12 protein-coding genes are annotated in these 15,631 nt (G+C 58.6%); 8 read left to right on the forward strand and 4 right to left on the reverse strand.

Features of this window, described 5'->3' with window-relative positions:
• Positions 1–63 precede the first annotated feature (63 nt).
• Positions 64–2,130: a transketolase gene (tkt, locus tag NA78x_RS00175; protein ID WP_425616389.1), complete on the forward strand. Its 2,067-nt coding sequence runs from the start codon at positions 64–66 to the stop codon at positions 2,128–2,130.
• A 141-nt stretch (positions 2,131–2,271) separates the two neighbouring features.
• Here tkt and NA78x_RS00180 read toward each other — a convergent pair whose 3' ends face one another.
• Positions 2,272–2,583 carry a hypothetical protein gene (locus NA78x_RS00180; protein ID WP_425616390.1) on the reverse strand — a complete coding sequence of 104 codons (312 nt, stop codon included), beginning with the start codon at positions 2,581–2,583 and terminating at the stop codon, positions 2,272–2,274.
• A gap of 28 nt (positions 2,584–2,611) precedes the next feature.
• Complete coding sequence (locus tag NA78x_RS00185; RefSeq protein WP_425616391.1) at positions 2,612–2,842, reverse strand: hypothetical protein; 231 nt, start codon at positions 2,840–2,842, stop codon at positions 2,612–2,614.
• A 344-nt stretch (positions 2,843–3,186) separates the two neighbouring features.
• Between NA78x_RS00185 and NA78x_RS00190 the strand changes: the two genes are divergently transcribed.
• The 4 genes from NA78x_RS00190 to NA78x_RS00205 are packed head-to-tail and all read left to right on the forward strand — an operon-like array spanning position 3,187 to position 6,657.
• Positions 3,187–3,588 carry a GntR family transcriptional regulator gene (locus NA78x_RS00190; protein WP_425616392.1) on the forward strand — a complete coding sequence of 134 codons (402 nt, stop codon included), beginning with the start codon at positions 3,187–3,189 and terminating at the stop codon, positions 3,586–3,588.
• 2 nt (positions 3,589–3,590) lie between these two features.
• The gene (locus NA78x_RS00195) at positions 3,591–4,529 is read left to right on the forward strand and encodes an ABC transporter ATP-binding protein (RefSeq protein ID WP_425616393.1); all 939 of its coding nucleotides are present in this window, start codon (positions 3,591–3,593) and stop codon (positions 4,527–4,529) included.
• Positions 4,507–5,184 (forward strand): hypothetical protein, encoded by a 678-nt coding sequence (locus NA78x_RS00200; protein ID WP_425616394.1) that lies wholly within the window; start codon positions 4,507–4,509, stop codon positions 5,182–5,184. The genes NA78x_RS00195 and NA78x_RS00200 overlap by 23 nt, the downstream gene beginning before the upstream one ends.
• Positions 5,185–5,220: 36 nt before the next feature.
• On the forward strand, positions 5,221–6,657 hold the full coding sequence (locus tag NA78x_RS00205) for a hypothetical protein (protein WP_425616395.1): 1,437 nt from the start codon (positions 5,221–5,223) through the stop codon (positions 6,655–6,657).
• Positions 6,658–7,400: 743 nt separating this feature from the next.
• On the opposite strand, the gene glmS is transcribed toward NA78x_RS00205, so the two are convergent.
• Complete coding sequence (gene glmS, locus NA78x_RS00210; protein WP_425616396.1) at positions 7,401–9,290, reverse strand: glutamine--fructose-6-phosphate transaminase (isomerizing); 1,890 nt, start codon at positions 9,288–9,290, stop codon at positions 7,401–7,403.
• Between the two features lie 495 nt (positions 9,291–9,785).
• Between glmS and NA78x_RS00215 the strand changes: the two genes are divergently transcribed.
• From NA78x_RS00215 to NA78x_RS00225, 3 genes are all read left to right on the forward strand, one after another.
• Entirely contained in the window at positions 9,786–10,355 is a 570-nt protein-coding gene (locus NA78x_RS00215) for a hypothetical protein (protein WP_425616397.1), read from the forward strand.
• A gap of 255 nt (positions 10,356–10,610) precedes the next feature.
• Entirely contained in the window at positions 10,611–12,392 is a 1,782-nt protein-coding gene (ilvB, locus tag NA78x_RS00220) for a biosynthetic-type acetolactate synthase large subunit (protein WP_425616398.1), read from the forward strand.
• Positions 12,393–12,551: 159 nt separating this feature from the next.
• On the forward strand, positions 12,552–13,883 hold the full coding sequence (locus NA78x_RS00225; RefSeq protein ID WP_425616399.1) for a hypothetical protein: 1,332 nt from the start codon (positions 12,552–12,554) through the stop codon (positions 13,881–13,883).
• A 1,067-nt stretch (positions 13,884–14,950) separates the two neighbouring features.
• Here the strand turns inward: NA78x_RS00225 and NA78x_RS00230 are convergent.
• Positions 14,951–15,505: a M50 family metallopeptidase gene (locus tag NA78x_RS00230; protein ID WP_425616400.1), complete on the reverse strand. Its 555-nt coding sequence runs from the start codon at positions 15,503–15,505 to the stop codon at positions 14,951–14,953.
• Between the last annotated feature and the right edge of the window lie 126 nt (positions 15,506–15,631).

Here is a 15,631-nt window from a genome sequence, read left to right on the forward strand (position 1 = left end):
GCTCGAAACATTCGGTTTTGGGCGATTTTGTCGTTGGGTTCCCGCAAGTAAGAGCACGCAATCATGGCTACCGCAGAGGCTTCCGTCGGCATCGAGCAACTGGCGATCAACACCATCCGCACTTTGGCGATGGACGCCGTGCAAAAAGCAAACAGCGGGCACCCCGGTACGCCGATGGCCTTGGCCCCGGTCGCCTATCAAATCTGGAACAACAATCTCAAGCTCGACCCGGCCAATCCCCTGTGGCCGTGCCGCGATCGCTTTGTGCTCTCGTGCGGCCATGCGTCGATGCTGCTGTACTCGATGATTCACCTCGCTGGCTTGAAGAAGGTCGACAAGAAGGGTGTGCAACACGACGAACCGGCCCTGTCGCTCGACGATCTGAAAAACTTCCGCCAACTCGGCAGCCCTTGTGCCGGTCACCCCGAATTCGGCGATGCGACGGGCATCGAAACCACCACGGGCCCGCTCGGCCAAGGTTGCGGCAATAGTGTCGGCATGGCGATGGGTGCCAAGTGGCTGGCCGCTCGCTACAACCGCCCTGGCTTCGAACTGTTCGAAAACAACGTCTACGTGCTGTGCAGCGACGGCGACATCATGGAAGGCGTCGCTTGCGAAGCAGCTTCGCTCGCCGGTCACTTGCAACTCGATAATCTCATCTGGGTCTACGACGACAACAACATCACCATCGAAGGCGAAACCGAACTCGCCTTCAGCGAAGATGTCGCCACGCGTTTTCAAGGCCTGGGTTGGAACACGATCGTTGTCGAAGATGCGAACGACTTGACTTCGATTCAGGGAGCGATCGACAACTTCCATAGCACCGAGCACAAGCCGACGCTCGTCGTCCTCCGCAGCATTATTGGCTGGGGCTCGCCGAACAAGGCCAACACCCACAACGCGCACGGCGCTCCGCTGGGCGAAGACGAAATCGTCCTCACCAAGAAAGCCTATGGCTGGCCCGAGAACGAAAAGTTCCTGGTGCCCGACGAAGTACGCAAGCAGTTCAAGAGCGGCATCGGTGCTCGCGGCGGCAAGGCTCACAGCGATTGGGCTGCCAAGTTCGCCGAATACAAAGCCAAGTTCGCTAAGGAAGCGGCCGAGCTCGAAGCCCTGTGGGCCGGGAAGTTGCCCGAAGGTTTTGATGCTGGCATTCCGGTCTTCCCCGCTGATGCCAAGGGGATGGCGACTCGTATTTCGTCGGGCAAAGTGCTCAATGGCCTGGCCAAACACTACCCGTGGATGATTGGCGGCTCGGCCGACCTGGCTCCCTCGACCATGACCATGCTCGAGTTCGAAGGGGCCGGCCACTTTGGTCCCCACGACTACGCCGGCCGCAATTTGCACTTCGGCATTCGCGAGCACGGCATGGCTGCGGCCTGCAATGGCCTCTCGCTGATGGGCATTCGCCCCTACTGTGCCACGTTCTTCGTCTTCACCGATTATCTTCGCCCCAGCATGCGACTGAGCAGCATCATGCACCGCCCAGTCACCTATGTGTTCACGCACGATTCGATCGGCCTGGGTGAAGACGGCCCGACCCATCAGCCTGTCGAACACCTGGCCGCTGCCCGCGCCATTCCTGGCTTGGCTGTGATTCGTCCCGGCGATGCCAATGAAGTGGGCGAATGCTACCGCGAAGCCATGAAGCGGCTGAAGCAACCGGCCGCGATGGTGCTCACTCGCCAGAACGTGCCCACCATCGACCGCACCAAGTTCGCCCCAGCCGCGATGGCTGCCAAGGGTGGTTACATCCTGGCCGAAGCCAAGAGCGGCAAGCCCGATGTGATTCTCATCGCCACCGGCAGCGAACTCGATATCGGCATGAAGGCCTGGGAACAACTGACCGCCGCCGGCACACAAGTGCGGCTGGTGAGCATGCCTTGCTGCGAATGGTTCGAAGAACAGGACCAAAAGTATCGCGACGAAGTGCTGCCACCGACCTGCGTCAACCGCGTCGCGATCGAAGCCGGCATTCGTCAAAGCTGGGACCGCTACCTCGGTTTCCAAGGTCGCTTTGTCGGCATGTCGTCGTTCGGCGCCAGCGGGCCATTCAACCTGCTCTACAAGCACTTCGCCCTCACCCCCGAAAACGTCATCACCCAAGTAAACGGCCTGCTCAGCAAATAGCCCTTCCTCAGGTAGGGAGAGCCTCGTCGCGGGGCACGATAGGTTCTGGCCGGCGGCCAGAACCTAGCTGTGCTGGCGTGAACGGTTGGTACTGTCCGACGTCGGTGGATATGAAAACCGAACCCACGCCGGCTCACTGACTTAGACCGCAGCGCGGAATTTTTGGCGGGTGAAGTCGACAGCCTCGTCAGTGTTAGCGTCAAAGCCTGAAGCCGCCCCCGTCCACTCCCACGCTCCCGGTCTCACCTTCCGGTCGATCTGCTCCAGTGGATAGAAAACTCTGGCGGCGGCGTTGTTTGCCAAGCGGTAATTGCCCAGCTGGGGAACGCCGCTTCGGTAAAAGTCGACAATGATTCCTTCCGGCACCACCATCGCCAGATAACTCCCCACGTACAGCACCGGCAGGAGCAGCAAGGCGATGGCGACGATGAGTGGAGCGCGGTTAGAAGTCATGAGTGTCCGCTCATTAGTGATCGATCAATTAGTCAAGGCGATAGATTTCTTCTTCGATCCAGTCACTCGGTAGCGTTGTTGGGCGTCCAACTTCACGATGAAGCAAGTAGTTCTCCCTCATGATTGCGCGAAGCTCTTTTCTGATGCGAATGTCCCTCTGATGAAGTGCCCTAGCGGTCGAGCGATTGTCCGCAAACCAGCCGGCACCGATGGCAACAACTAGGACCAGCCAGAATAAATCTCGCAGCGAAAATTTCATCCTCCCCATTCTACCCGCGCACGAAAAAGCCCCGCCAGAGTTGGCGGCGTTGGGTGTGGCAATTCGTCTTGCACATCCGGTAAACGGAAAAAGCCACCACAGGAGGCGGTCGCACGGTGATGGAAATCGCTCCTAAGACTTTGGACGCTCTCGCAGGCGTCCAACATCCTTGCGCCAAACGCCAAGTCGCGTAGCAAGTTCTACGGCGCGACCTCGACCGCCCCCTACGGGCATTTCTTTGTCGCGTGCGCTCGCATTGCACAAGCTGAAAATTTCCTTTCGGTCGCTCTTGACTCTGCACCACCTGTACTAATAGTATTAGTACAGACAGAGGTGAGGGCCGCATGATGTTTCAAATCGATCCCGCCAGCCGCATGCCGATCTATCGGCAGTTGGCGCAGCAGATTCGCGAGGCAGTCGCCCGTGGTCGTCTGGCTGCCGACGAGCGGCTCCCGAGTGTGCGCGAACTGTCGCGAACCTTGGTGATTAATCCTAATACCGTCGCGCGAGTCTACACCGAGCTCGAACGCGACGGCATTCTGAACACGCGTCCCGGTTTGGGTGTGTTCGTTGCTCAGCCTCGCAACGATTTGACGCGTCGCGCTCGCAAGGAGCGTCTGACCACCTTAGCCGATCAGTTGCTGACCGAGGCCGTCCACCTGGGCTTTACGGGGGATGAAGTATTGACCCTCGTTGCCGAACGCAAAGAGAAGTTTCAGTTTCCTCAGTCGATCGGGAGCGAATAGGCATGGCCGACGCGATTTCCACCGCTGGATTGACGAAGTATTACGGGCGCAAGTGTGTCGTCAACTCGCTGAACCTGCGCATTCCGACGGGCTCTGTTTATGGCCTGCTGGGCCGCAACGGCTCGGGCAAGTCCACCACGCTCAAGATGCTGCTGGGGTTCGTGCGGCCCGACCGCGGCACCGCGCGACTGTTGGGCGAAGATGCCAGCCAGTTGACTCCCGCGACGCGCGCCCGAATTGCCTACATCGCCGAAGGTCATCCGTTTTTCCGATGGATGTCGATCGACGATGCAATTCGCTTCACCCGGGCGTTCTATCCGCACTGGAATGCCGATCTGCTGGACCAGATTCTCGATCACTTTGCCCTCTCGCGGCGGGCGAAGATTCGCAGCCTATCCAATGGCCAGCGAGCACAGGTGTCGCTGGCTTTGGCCGTCGCCCCCGATCCGGAGTTGCTGATTCTCGACGATCCTACGCTCGGTCTCGATACCGTCGTCCGCCGAGATTTTCTGGAATCGCTGATCCAGATCATCCAGCGCGAAGGACGGACGATCCTCATCAGCTCGCATGTGCTCGCCGATGTCGAACGCGTAGCCGATCACATTGGCATCATCATGGACGGTGTGTTGCGGGTCGATTGTCCACTCGACTATTTCAAAATGTCGATCCGCAAAGTCTTGCTTGAGTTTTCTGGCGAGCCCCCGACTTTCCCGACCTGCGATGGCCTCGTCAGCTCGTGGCGCATCGGCAACCGGCTAGAGGTAGTACTCGTCGGTTACGGAACGCGTCACGAACAACTCATCGAATCGCTCGAACCACTGGCCGTCGATGTGCTTGAGTTGAACCTGGAAGACGCATTTATTGAGTACACCCGCGGTCCGCGAAGGTCGCTCCCCCTGCTCAATGTGGAGGCTGCCCATGAACGTCGCACTTACGCTTAAAGAACTAAGAGAAACAGCCGGACTCGCCGCGCTGGGTCTTATCGGCCTGGCACTCTTCACCTTCAACGCTATTGGCTGGGTTCACCTGGAAGATTGGACTCCGTTCATGACGGGATTTGGACGTGGGGGCGGCCTTCCGTTTCTCTACGACTCGTTCGAATCACAATTCGCATTTTGTGCCGGTGTGCTAGGGATCGCTTTTGGCTTCAAACAAACCTTGGCGGACTTTCAGGGCGACGCGCACTTGTTCATGCTGCATCGTCCTGTTAGTCGCCAAACCATTTTTCTCACGAAGCTCGTCGTGGGATTTTCGCTCTATTTGCTGCTGACGCTGCTGCCATTGGTCGCGTATGCCCTGTGGGCGGCCACGAACGGCGCGCATCCCAGTCCCTTCGCCTGGTCGATGACCGTTTCCGCTTGGATAACTTGGCTGGCAGCAAGCCTTTGCTATCTCGGAGCATTCTTGGCGGGTATTCGCCCTGCCCAGTGGCAGGGCACAAGGCTCTTGCCCCTAGTCGCGACAGCGACGATTGCAATGTTCGCCTGGCAACTCGCTCAATTTTCCCCCTTCGCAGCGCTGCTGCTGATTGCGGCGACCGGGGGAATGCTGGTCGCCCAAATACTGTTCGTGGTTGAGGTTCGCGATTTTGCCTGACACCGCCTCCGTCTGAAACATTTTGGGAGAGTGAGCATGCCTGCCCTCTATTCGACTTTCCGAGCCTTATCCCTGGCGGCGATGATTGCCACGGGGATCAGCGCGCTGTGGTTTCTTGCTCTCGTCACTGCTGACGGCACATTACCTTTGCGACCAGGAACAACTGGCTCGGAGCAACTACAGGTTCTTGCCGACGGCACTCCGGTGATCGAAAAGCACACGCAAAATTACAGCAAAACGCAGGTACTCACTATCGACCTGGAGCCAACTTCCGTTAGTCCCCATCACCTACTAGCACCCCAGTTGGTCTTCGCTCCGCACGACGAATTGATAGCGCCTGCGGTGGGCTGGGGTTGGTACAGTCGCCTGGCATCGATCAACGACGGCGCGTCGCCGGCCAATTACTGGTATCTCGTGCATGACGGCCAGCCAAATGGGCTCGCGTATGGCGTTGGCTACAACACGCTAACTAAGGAAGTGATCGGCTACTTCGGCCGCGCGGGATTCACCGAGAAGATGCCGGGGCGTGATACCTGGTTTGAAATTGCCGGAACCACTTCCCTGATATTCGCGGTGCTCGATCGAAATCCGTTTGTGCCTTACTCCCAGAACATCTCTGCATTTTACGTGCATGGCAACAACCAGGTCTGGGAGATCGACACTCGCAGGCGCCGGGTGACGTCGCTGTTCGAGAGTCCCGGGATCGTGAGCCTGGGATGGGCTTGGCGCACTTCGGACAAACTGCCCGAAGAGGGCGATGGGCTGACCATGTCCGCGAATGCAATCGCTCCTCGCTCGCTTGCGATCCTGCTGCCGAAAGAAATCGTCTTGATCGATCCCAAGACGCGACAGAGAGAAGAGTTTGCCCTGCCCGAAGAGTTGAAATCGGCAGCGATGTCACTAACTCGACTGGCCGATGGGCGGCTGCTTGTCATCAGTCGAGACCGGTCTACTCCCGGTGTGCAAACTCTCACGTGGCTGAAACCTGGGGGCGAAATCACTGAACAACGACGAGTAGTAGCGAATTCGGTCGTGGGGCCAAGCGCGCGGACCGGCATGGTGATGTTTGCGATTGGAGCACCCGCAATCGCCTGGCAAATTCCCCTCTATTTGAAGGTGGCTTGGTCGAATTTGCACACGAGAAAAGCCGTACCGCTATCGTCTGCGACGACCCAAGTGATTTCCGCCAGCTGGCCAGGGTTCCTGCTGACTGTTGTGGTCAGTGCAGGGCTGGCGATAGCTGCCTATCGCCGTCACCGACGGTTTGGTTTACCGGGCGCTACTTGGTGGGCTGCGTTTGTATTTCTCTTCGGCCCCGCAGGCTGGTTCGCCTATCGCTGGCATCGCACTTGGCCCCCGCTGGAAGATTGCCCCGCCTGCGAACAGCCCGCCCCTCGCGACCGCGTTCGCTGTCTGGAATGTGGCACTTCCTTCCCGCCCCCCGAGCTGAAGGGGATTGAAATCTTCGCCTGAGATTTCGTGACACGACTTTAAGGTGGGCAAGAAATGATGCCAGCGTGAACGGTCATTGCCCGAATTTTCTGGGACCAGACTAGTCACGCGGGTCTGTATCATTGGACGCGAAGCTGTTTGGCAATTTGGTGGAAAGATCGCGAGAATGTGGGTGTATGTTCGTTGGAAAAGATGAAAACATAATCGACAGTTGATTTGTTGTTGTGGTGTATTAATTGCCGTTGTCGCACAATTTGTTTGTCGCCGGTTGTGCAGTTGTCGCGAAATGAAGATTGCCCAGCTTGCCACAAAACGGTTATCAAATGGTTATCAGCAAAGGGGTGTTTTGGGGCAAAAAGTGATCGGTTTTGACGCTCGAAGTTGTTGGAGGCTAGCGGCTTAGAAATAGCCGCCCAAATTGCAAAAAACGCGAAAAAAAGTTATCAGACAAAACTGCGAATGTCGGTGACGGTGATAACCGCGAGGCGAATTGCGAAGGGAGAAGAATCGGCCCTTGCTGCGAGCGACCGAGAAACGCAAGCTGGCCACGACGAATGCCGAGCGCTGCAATCGTGAGGCTGGTATCTGATCGCTTGGCTGGTCGCTGGCAACGTGTCCAGCGAAGCGACGATTTGGAATTCTTTTGAGCGGCCCGCAGGGACCAAGAATCGCTGCGGGCGAACTCTGCGGGGGCTGACACTTCCGGCTCAGGAACGGATGCCTGCTCCTGTCTCAGAACTCAAAACTTCGAACTCAGAACTTCCCTACTCCACCGTCACGCTCTTGGCGAGGTTGCGGGGCTTATCGACATCGCAGCCACGGTGGACGGCGATGTGATAGGCGAGGAGTTGCAGCGGGACGATGTTGATGAGCGGCGAGAGGAACTCTTCGACGACCGGCACGTAGATGACGTCGTCGGCCAGCCGCGAGATCTCTTTGTCACCACGAGCGGCGATGGCGATCACCGGGCCGCCACGGGCTTTGATTTCTTCCAAGTTCGACATCACCTTGTCGTACACGCCGCCTTGCGGCATCAGGAACACGCTGGGGGTATGTTGATCGACCAGGGCGATGGGGCCGTGCTTCATTTCGGCCGCGGGGTAACCTTCGGCGTGGATGTAGCTGATTTCTTTCAGCTTGAGTGCCCCTTCGAGAGCGGTGGGAAAGTTGAACTGGCGGCCGAGGTACAAGAAGTTGTTGGCGTGGGCATACTTCGCGGCAATGCGACGAACTTCGTTGTTCACTTCGAGCGTTTCTCGCACGAGATCGGGCAACTTGCGCAGCTGCGTGATGATGCGCTGGCCTGCTTCAAAGCTGAGGTGACGCAGTCGGCCGAAGTAGAGGGCGAGCATCGTCATCACGGCCACTTGCGACGTGTAAGCCTTGGTCGAGGCCACGCCAATTTCGGGGCCGGCATGCAGATAAACACCTCCATCGGCTTCGTGAGCGATGGTGCTCCCCACGACGTTGCAAATCGCCAGTGAGGGATGCCCCTTCCGCTTCATTTCGCGCAGAGCGGCGAGCGTATCGGCTGTTTCACCGCTTTGGGTCAGAGCGAACAAGAGCGTCCCTTGTTCGACGGGTGGATTGCGATAGCGCAGTTCGCTGGCGTACTCCACTTCGACGGGAATGCGAGCCAGTTCTTCGATCAGGTACTCCCCCACCATGGCTGCATGCCAACTGGTACCACACGCCGTGAGGACGATGCGATTGACGTTGCGCAGTTGCTGCGGCGTGAGGTTGAGGCCGCCGAATACAGCCGTGGCATCGACATCGTTCAAGCGGCCACGCATGGCAGCGGTGATCGAGTCGGGCTGCTCGTAGATCTCTTTGAGCATGTAATGCGGGAAGCCTTCGAGGCCGACGTCTTCGGCTTCGATCTCCAGAGCTTCGACGGCATGCGAAACGATGCCCAGGTCTCGCTCGAGCACTTGTACGGAATCGGCAGTGATGACAGCCAGTTGGCGATCTGCCAGGTAGATGATTTTGTCGGTGCGGCCGGCGAGTGGCGAAGCATCGCTGGCGACCCAATGTTCACCATGACCAACACCCACAACGAGCGGACTGCCTTGACGGGCGGCGAAGATGACGCCGGGATAATCTCGCAGCAAGATGGCCAAGCCATACGTGCCGCGCAACTTGCCGGTGGCTTCGTTGATGGCCGCGATGGGAATCGCATAGGGATCGCGAATGCACGATTCCCCTTCGGTTCCCTCGGCCAGTTGGGCGCGATGCTTCGTGAGGCAACTCGCAATTTGATGAGCGACCGCTTCGGTATCGGTCGCCGAGACGAACTCGTAACCTTCTTCTTCGAGTCGTTCCTTGAGCGCGCGATAGTTTTCGATCACGCCGTTGTGAGCCAGCACGACGCAGTCGTCACCACCGCGATGTGGATGCGCGTTGACTTCGTTCGGGGCCCCGTGAGTGGCCCAGCGGGTGTGGCCGACGCCAATCGTGCCCGGAGCCCAATGCCGCTTCAACTTTTCAGCGAGAGCATCGATGCGGCCGACCGCTTTGACGACGTGCAGGCGACGATCGCTCGACACGGTCGCCAGCCCGGCCGAATCGTAGCCTCGATATTCGAGCCGGCGCAAGCCGTCGATGAGAAACTCTGCTGCCTGCCGATGTCCGACGTAAGCGACAATCCCGCACATGAGTCGATCCTTTTCTCTGACCGTGGTCTCAGACCGTAATCTTGGGTCGGTTTGCACCGACCGCCAACCTCGCTGGCCGGTGCCGCCCGGTCGGCTGTAGCTAAGTTGCTTCCATCCTGAATCTTAGGTCGCGCGTCGCAGCCGGAGGCCTAGCAGCGAACATTTCTCACCAAGTCGCCAACTTGTTTCTCTGTAAGTACTTACGCCGCCAGGGTCAGAAGCTGACAACCTGGCGGAGGGAGAATACCAAAACGAACATGATTGGCAGAGACAAGTTGCCGCGGAGGGGCGAGCTAGCGTTCCGCAACAGCGGAAGAAGACGCGATTTAGGGCTGGTCTGTTGGGGCAAGCTTGCTAGAATCCTAACGCTTTCGTTATCTTTCGGGTGCCGTTTTCAGGGGAGTTGCCCCAAACAGCTATCCGATACTGTTCGTTCCCCTTTATCCTCTGTGTTCAAACATGCTGGCATCATTATTGACCCAACGGAGTGTTTCGGTGATCGAAAATCCTACGCATGACATGACGTATCCGCCGGCTCGTGGTCCCGTGCTGCTCCTCAGCTGCATGGACCCGCGACTGCTCGATAACACGGCGATGTTCATGAACCACGACAACCTCGAAAACCGCTACGACCAGGTGATTTTCGCGGGTGCGGCTCTTGGAGCACTGGGTGGCTGTTTGCCCGAGTATGCTCACTGGAAACGCACGTTTTTCGACCATTTGGCCGGGGCTGTGGACCTGCATCGCATCGAAGACATCTACATTCTGGAGCATCGCCACTGCGGTGCCTATCACCAGATCTTCAAGGTCCATCCGGAGTTCGACGACACCCCGGCTGGGATGGCCGCGGAGGCGGAACTGCACCTGAAGTATGCCCAGATTCTGACGGGCGAGATCCACGAGTGGGCCGCCGCTCGCGACCTCAAGCTGAGCGTGAAGTCGTTCCTGATGGATATGCGCGGCACGGTGTCGATTCTGAAGGTCAATAATGGGCAATCCAATGGCCAGACCAACGGTCAGGCGAGCGGCAAAGCAAAAGTGAAGAAAAAGAAGCGAACTTCCTAGCTCGCTGGTCTCTCCTAAGTGCTGCCAGATTAGCCTTTTCGGCAACGCGGGCCGATGGTCGGTTCTGCCGGTAATCCGGCCTGCGGAAGGGGCGTGGTAAGCGAATTTTCGGTGTTTCGCCCGCCTGGGCAGCGCCGCGCCTTGTCCACTTGCCCGATGTGGCATAATCTGAGTGGTTCCCCCTGAGGCGAAGCTGCGCATTGGGGGCACCAGCTGATCGCAATAGCAGCGAGTTTTAGACCAGGAGAATGCATAATGGCCGCCACCTCAACCGCCACCGAAACGCAACTAATGACCGGGGCCGATATCCTCGTCAAGTCGCTCGTCGATCATGGCGTCGAGGTCGTATTCGCCTATCCAGGCGGCGCCAGCATGCCGATGCATCAGGCCCTCACTCGTTACGCCGACAAGATCCGCACGATTCTTCCCCGCCACGAACAGGGCGGAGCTTTCGCCGCGCAAGGCTATGCCCGTTCGACCGGCAAGCCCGGTGTTGTGTTCGCCACGAGCGGTCCCGGCGCAACGAACTTGGTCACTGCCATTGCCGATGCCAAGCTCGACAGCATTCCGATGATCGCCATCACCGGCCAGGTTCCTACGCCTGTCATCGGTACCGATGCCTTTCAAGAAACGCCGATCGTCGAAGTCTGTCGTCCGATCACCAAGCATCACTTTCTGGTGACCGACGTGAAGGATCTGGCCCGCGTGATGAAGGAAGCATTCTTCATCGCCACGACCGGCCGTCCTGGTCCCGTGCTGATCGACATGCCGAAGAACATTCAGAACCAGGTTTGCGTTCCCGATTGGGATGCCGCGATGAACCTGCCGGGCTATACCGGCAAGACGCCTCAAGCTCGTCCCGAACAGATCAAGCAGATTATCGCGGCGATCAAGCTCGCCAAGCGCCCGGTCATCTATGCCGGTGGCGGTGTGATCGCCGGTGAAGCTTCGGAAGACTTGCGAACTTTCATCAAGAAGACCGGCATTCCGGTCGCCATGACCGTGATGGGCTTGGGCGCTTATCCGAACGAAGGTCCGCTGTCGCTCGATATGCTCGGCATGCACGGCAGCGTGTATTCGAACTGGGCCGTCCGCGATTGCGACCTGCTGCTCGCCTTCGGCGTGCGGTTCGACGACCGCGTGACCGGCAAGCTTGCTGAGTTTGCCAAGCATGCGAAGATCATTCATATCGATATCGATCCTTCGGAACTGAACAAGAACAAGCCGGCCCACATTCCGGTTTGCAGCGATGTGAAGTTCGCCCTGCAAGAGATCAACAAGTCGGTCGAAGCTCCCGCCGAGATCGGCCCTTGGGTCAAGCTGTGCCAAGATTGGAAGAAGGCCCAGCCCTTCAAGTACGACCAGAACTGCAAGGGCATTCTGCAACAGCACGCGATTGCCGAACTCAGCCGCCTGACGCAAGACCGCAAGGCTTACATCACGGTGGGCGTGGGTCAGCACCAGATGTGGGCCGCTCAGTTCTACAAGTTCAAGCATCCTCGCACCTGGCTCAGCAGCAGCGGTCTCGGCACGATGGGCTTCGGCCTGCCGGCTGCAATGGGCGTGCAAGCCGCGTTTCCCGACTCGCTAGTGGTCGATATCGACGGCGACGGCAGCTACCAGATGAACATCCAAGAGATGGCCACCTGCTACTGCGAAAAGTTGCCAGTGAAGGTGCTGTTGCTCGACAATCAGCACCTGGGCATGGTGGTGCAGTGGGAAGATCGCTTTCACCAGAGCAACCGTGCTCACACCTACCTGGGGCCGATCGATCACGAACATGCCAGCGGCCAACGAGCCTGGAACGATAACGGCTTCATGGCCGAGCACGACCGCTATCCAGACTTCGTCACAATCGCCAAGGGCTACGGCTGGGGCGCTGCCAACGTCAGCAAGAAGGAAGATCTCACCGCCGCCATCCAAGAGATGATCGACTACCCCGGTCCCTACGTGCTCAACGTCCAAGTCCCCTACCAAGAGCACGTGCTCCCCATGATCCCCGCCGGCGGCACCGTCGACCAAATCATCACCGAGTAAACCGGGGCTAGAAAGTACCCCGGAACAAGCGGTACTCCGCGATGTTCCCGCAAGATACCGAGCCAGCGTTCGCACTCAGCACGCTGGCTCTTTTTGTTTCTTGGTGGCTCACGCTGCAGGCATCTCCTTGCTCGCTATGCTACAAAACAGCAATCATTGATGAGTTCGCGTTCGCTGTCAAAAACCGGAGGGACGATCGTGCTAGTTGCAGCCAAGGTCGCGTGTCGTTTCACAATGCTCTTGTGGTTGATGTTGCTCGCGGCGGTGCCAGCGAGCGGGCAAGAGAAGATTCCGCGCGTCGCGGTCATCACGACAGTCTGGTATCAGAACTCGCATGCCGACGTGATCGGCGGCCGGCTGCTCGAAGGTTACAACCTGAACGGGCAAGGTGAGTTTCCCAAGCTCAAGCTCGTTTCGATCTTTACCGATCAGGTTCCCGAGAACGACAAGAGCCGCGTGCTCGCCGAGAAGCACAAGGTGCCGATCTTCGATTCAATCGCTGGCGCGCTGACACTGGGCGGCGATCAGCTGGCCGTCGATGGCGTGCTGATGATCGCCGAGCATGGCAAGTATCCCGCGAACGATACCGGCAGCACTGCGTATCCCAAGCGACGGTTGTTTGGCGAGATCGTCAGCACCTTCGAAAAAACTGGCAAGGTCGTGCCGGTCTTCAGCGATAAACACCTGTCCGATAAATGGGAAGACGCCGATTGGTTCTGGCAGACGGCGGCAAAGCACAAGATCCCGCTGATGGCCGGCTCGTCGGTGCCGCAAGCGTGGCGCGTGCCAGCGATTGACCTGAAGAAAGACAAACCGATCAAAGAGATCGTCGTCACCTCGTATGGTCGGCTCGACTCGTACGGCTTTCATGGGCTCGAAGCGCTGCAGTGCCTGGTCGAACGCCGCGCGGGGGGCGAGACCGGCGTGAAGCGAGTTCGCTGCCTGGCAGGCGACGAAGTCTGGCGGGCCATGGACCGCGGCGAATTCAGCAGTCAGCTGCTCGAGCAGGCCGTGGCGACGTTTCAAATTCGTCCGCTGCCGGCGGGCAAAACCGTTCGCGACCTGCCCAAGAAGCCCGCGCTCTTTCAGATCGAATACAACGATGGACTGAAGGCCAGCGTAGCGCATCTCGACAACGGCCTGGCTGAATGGGGCGCAGCTTGGAAGTATGCCGACGGAGGAACCGAGTCGACGCTGTTCCGCTTACAGGAAGAACATCCCTTCGCTCACTTCACCAACTTGCTGAAGGGGGTCGAGCAGATGATGCACACCGGCAAACCGGCCTGGTCCACCGAACGCACGCTACTGACCAGCGGACTGCTCGATGTGGTGCTGACCTCAAAGCGCGATGGCGGCAAGTACCTCGAGACTCCCTTCCTCAACATCCGCTACCAGAACGCGTGGAACTGGCAAGAGCCGCCACCCATGCCGCCGAAAACACCGCCGCCGAATACTCCGCGGCCCAGCACTCCGAAGCCAGCGAAGAAGTGATGTCCCGCGACGTAAGTCCACCAGCTGGCAGTTGAGCCGGGAAAAGCTTGTTCCCAAACCGGGCAGGTTTGTGAACGCGCCCCTCAATATCTCTCGGTTGCGGCGCGCCTTTGTGGTCACAAACCCCCAGGGTTTGTGAACGGCCTCGTTTCCGACCGCTTTGACTTACGTCAGTATCATCCCGCAGTCCTTCCGCCTCGCTCCATGTCTTTCCGCCCCCGCCGCTGCGGCGGGGTTCATTGGCTTTTGCGCTTGCGGCTATTGAACCAGTGGCTTTTGCACCAGCGACGGGCTCCTGACCAGTCGTCTACAGCGAGTAGAGCAACGACGTGTCGCCGCCCCCTTAATCATTTCCAATTCCCGCAAAGCACTGTACCGCCGAACCCCCCCTGCTCACACGATTTGATAACTTTTTTGCGCGATTTGATGCAGCGACAAATCGTATCTAAGCGATTAATTTTAAATAACTTTCGATCATTATTTGGTTGTTATTGCTGGTTTTCTTGATAACCATTTGATAACCACTACTTGGCGGGGGAGGTTCCTGGGCTCTCATCGAGCCAGACCGAAAGCGATGGAAGGGCAAGGGAAAACGCAGCTCCCATAAATGTGCCGCACCTGTTCAAGAAAACCGTGTCACGCCCGCGCAGCAGACTGCTAACTTCTTTCCACCAGATTGAAAAAGATCGGCTGCGCAGTTGTGTCGCCGGCAACCAGCGAACCCTTCACTCGGCGCGCGCAGCGGCGCTCGCACTCACTGATAAATTATTTCGATGTGCTGATTGTTTGTCAATTATTTAGCAACGATTTTGTTGGCGGTCGGCGAGTCTTTGGCGAGAGACGACTCAGCTACTTCCCCAAGACACTACTCGCCATCGACTCCTGACCCCAATCGCGCAGGCAGCCGATCGACTTACCCCTGCCGGGTAATGGCCGGCAACTCGAATGCTCGGGCGGGCCGCGAGCAACTGCCGATCTGGCGTCCTCGGGTCGGGAGTTGATGGCGAGTCATGCAATCGCTTGTGGCCAGATCGTTCGTCGCCAAAGACTCGCCGACCCCGGACCACTCAGCTTGTGGCGACTTCCATGACCGCGGTTAGCCCGGCGATCACCGCCACCGTGTAAGCCAGTCGTGCATCGACCGGCAACCTTCGTGGTCCAAGCCCGAAGTGCCGACCCTGTTCGTGCCACAGAAGCAGACCGGCGGGAATGGTGACGAGGCCAAACAGCCAGAGGGTCCAAATCGGCGAACCGTGCCGCAGCAGGTCGCCACAATCGCCGATGCCGTCGAAGGAGCCGCCAGCGAGATAGGCTCCATTCGCCAGCAAGCAAAATCCCGCGAAAAAGCGATACAGAAACTCGCTATGCCATTTCAGCCACTTGCTCAGAAGCCACATCAGGACTGGCAGCAGGCAGCCCAGGATTGGCCCCGCCCAAATCACCACCAGCGGATGCTGGGCGGCCGAGACATCGGTTCGCGAGATCGCCAGCGGGTGCAGGACTACGCGCTCAACGGTCCCTCCCGTCGACCACGCGCCCAACACATGGCCGAATTCGTGCACGATCTGCATCCAGAGCCAACTGGTGACGAGTGTGCCGACGATCAGGATCACTCGAGCCATTGCGCATTGCCCCGCACGTCTTTCCGCCCCGCCCGCTGCAGCAAGTCAGCATCGCCCCGCACGTCTTTCCGCCCCCGCCCCTGCGGCGGGGGTTTATTGGCTTTTGCACTAGCGGTGGCCCGACGA

This window comes from Anatilimnocola aquadivae (genome assembly GCF_049819085.1).
Lineage (GTDB): Bacteria > Planctomycetota > Planctomycetia > Pirellulales > Pirellulaceae > Anatilimnocola.

Excerpts from the sequence above, each read along its gene's own strand:
- tkt (WP_425616389.1), top strand. The coding sequence starts at position 64 with ATGGCTACCGCAGAGGCTTCCGTCGGCATCGAGCAACTGGCGATCAAC.
- NA78x_RS00180 (WP_425616390.1), bottom strand. The coding sequence starts at position 2,583 with ATGACTTCTAACCGCGCTCCACTCATCGTCGCCATCGCCTTGCTGCTC.
- NA78x_RS00185 (WP_425616391.1), bottom strand. The coding sequence starts at position 2,842 with ATGAAATTTTCGCTGCGAGATTTATTCTGGCTGGTCCTAGTTGTTGCC.
- NA78x_RS00190 (WP_425616392.1), top strand. The coding sequence starts at position 3,187 with ATGATGTTTCAAATCGATCCCGCCAGCCGCATGCCGATCTATCGGCAG.
- NA78x_RS00195 (WP_425616393.1), top strand. The coding sequence starts at position 3,591 with ATGGCCGACGCGATTTCCACCGCTGGATTGACGAAGTATTACGGGCGC.
- NA78x_RS00200 (WP_425616394.1), top strand. The coding sequence starts at position 4,507 with ATGAACGTCGCACTTACGCTTAAAGAACTAAGAGAAACAGCCGGACTC.
- NA78x_RS00205 (WP_425616395.1), top strand. The coding sequence starts at position 5,221 with ATGCCTGCCCTCTATTCGACTTTCCGAGCCTTATCCCTGGCGGCGATG.
- glmS (WP_425616396.1), bottom strand. The coding sequence starts at position 9,290 with ATGTGCGGGATTGTCGCTTACGTCGGACATCGGCAGGCAGCAGAGTTT.
- ilvB (WP_425616398.1), top strand. The coding sequence starts at position 10,611 with ATGGCCGCCACCTCAACCGCCACCGAAACGCAACTAATGACCGGGGCC.
- NA78x_RS00225 (WP_425616399.1), top strand. The coding sequence starts at position 12,552 with ATGAGTTCGCGTTCGCTGTCAAAAACCGGAGGGACGATCGTGCTAGTT.
- NA78x_RS00230 (WP_425616400.1), bottom strand. The coding sequence starts at position 15,505 with ATGGCTCGAGTGATCCTGATCGTCGGCACACTCGTCACCAGTTGGCTC.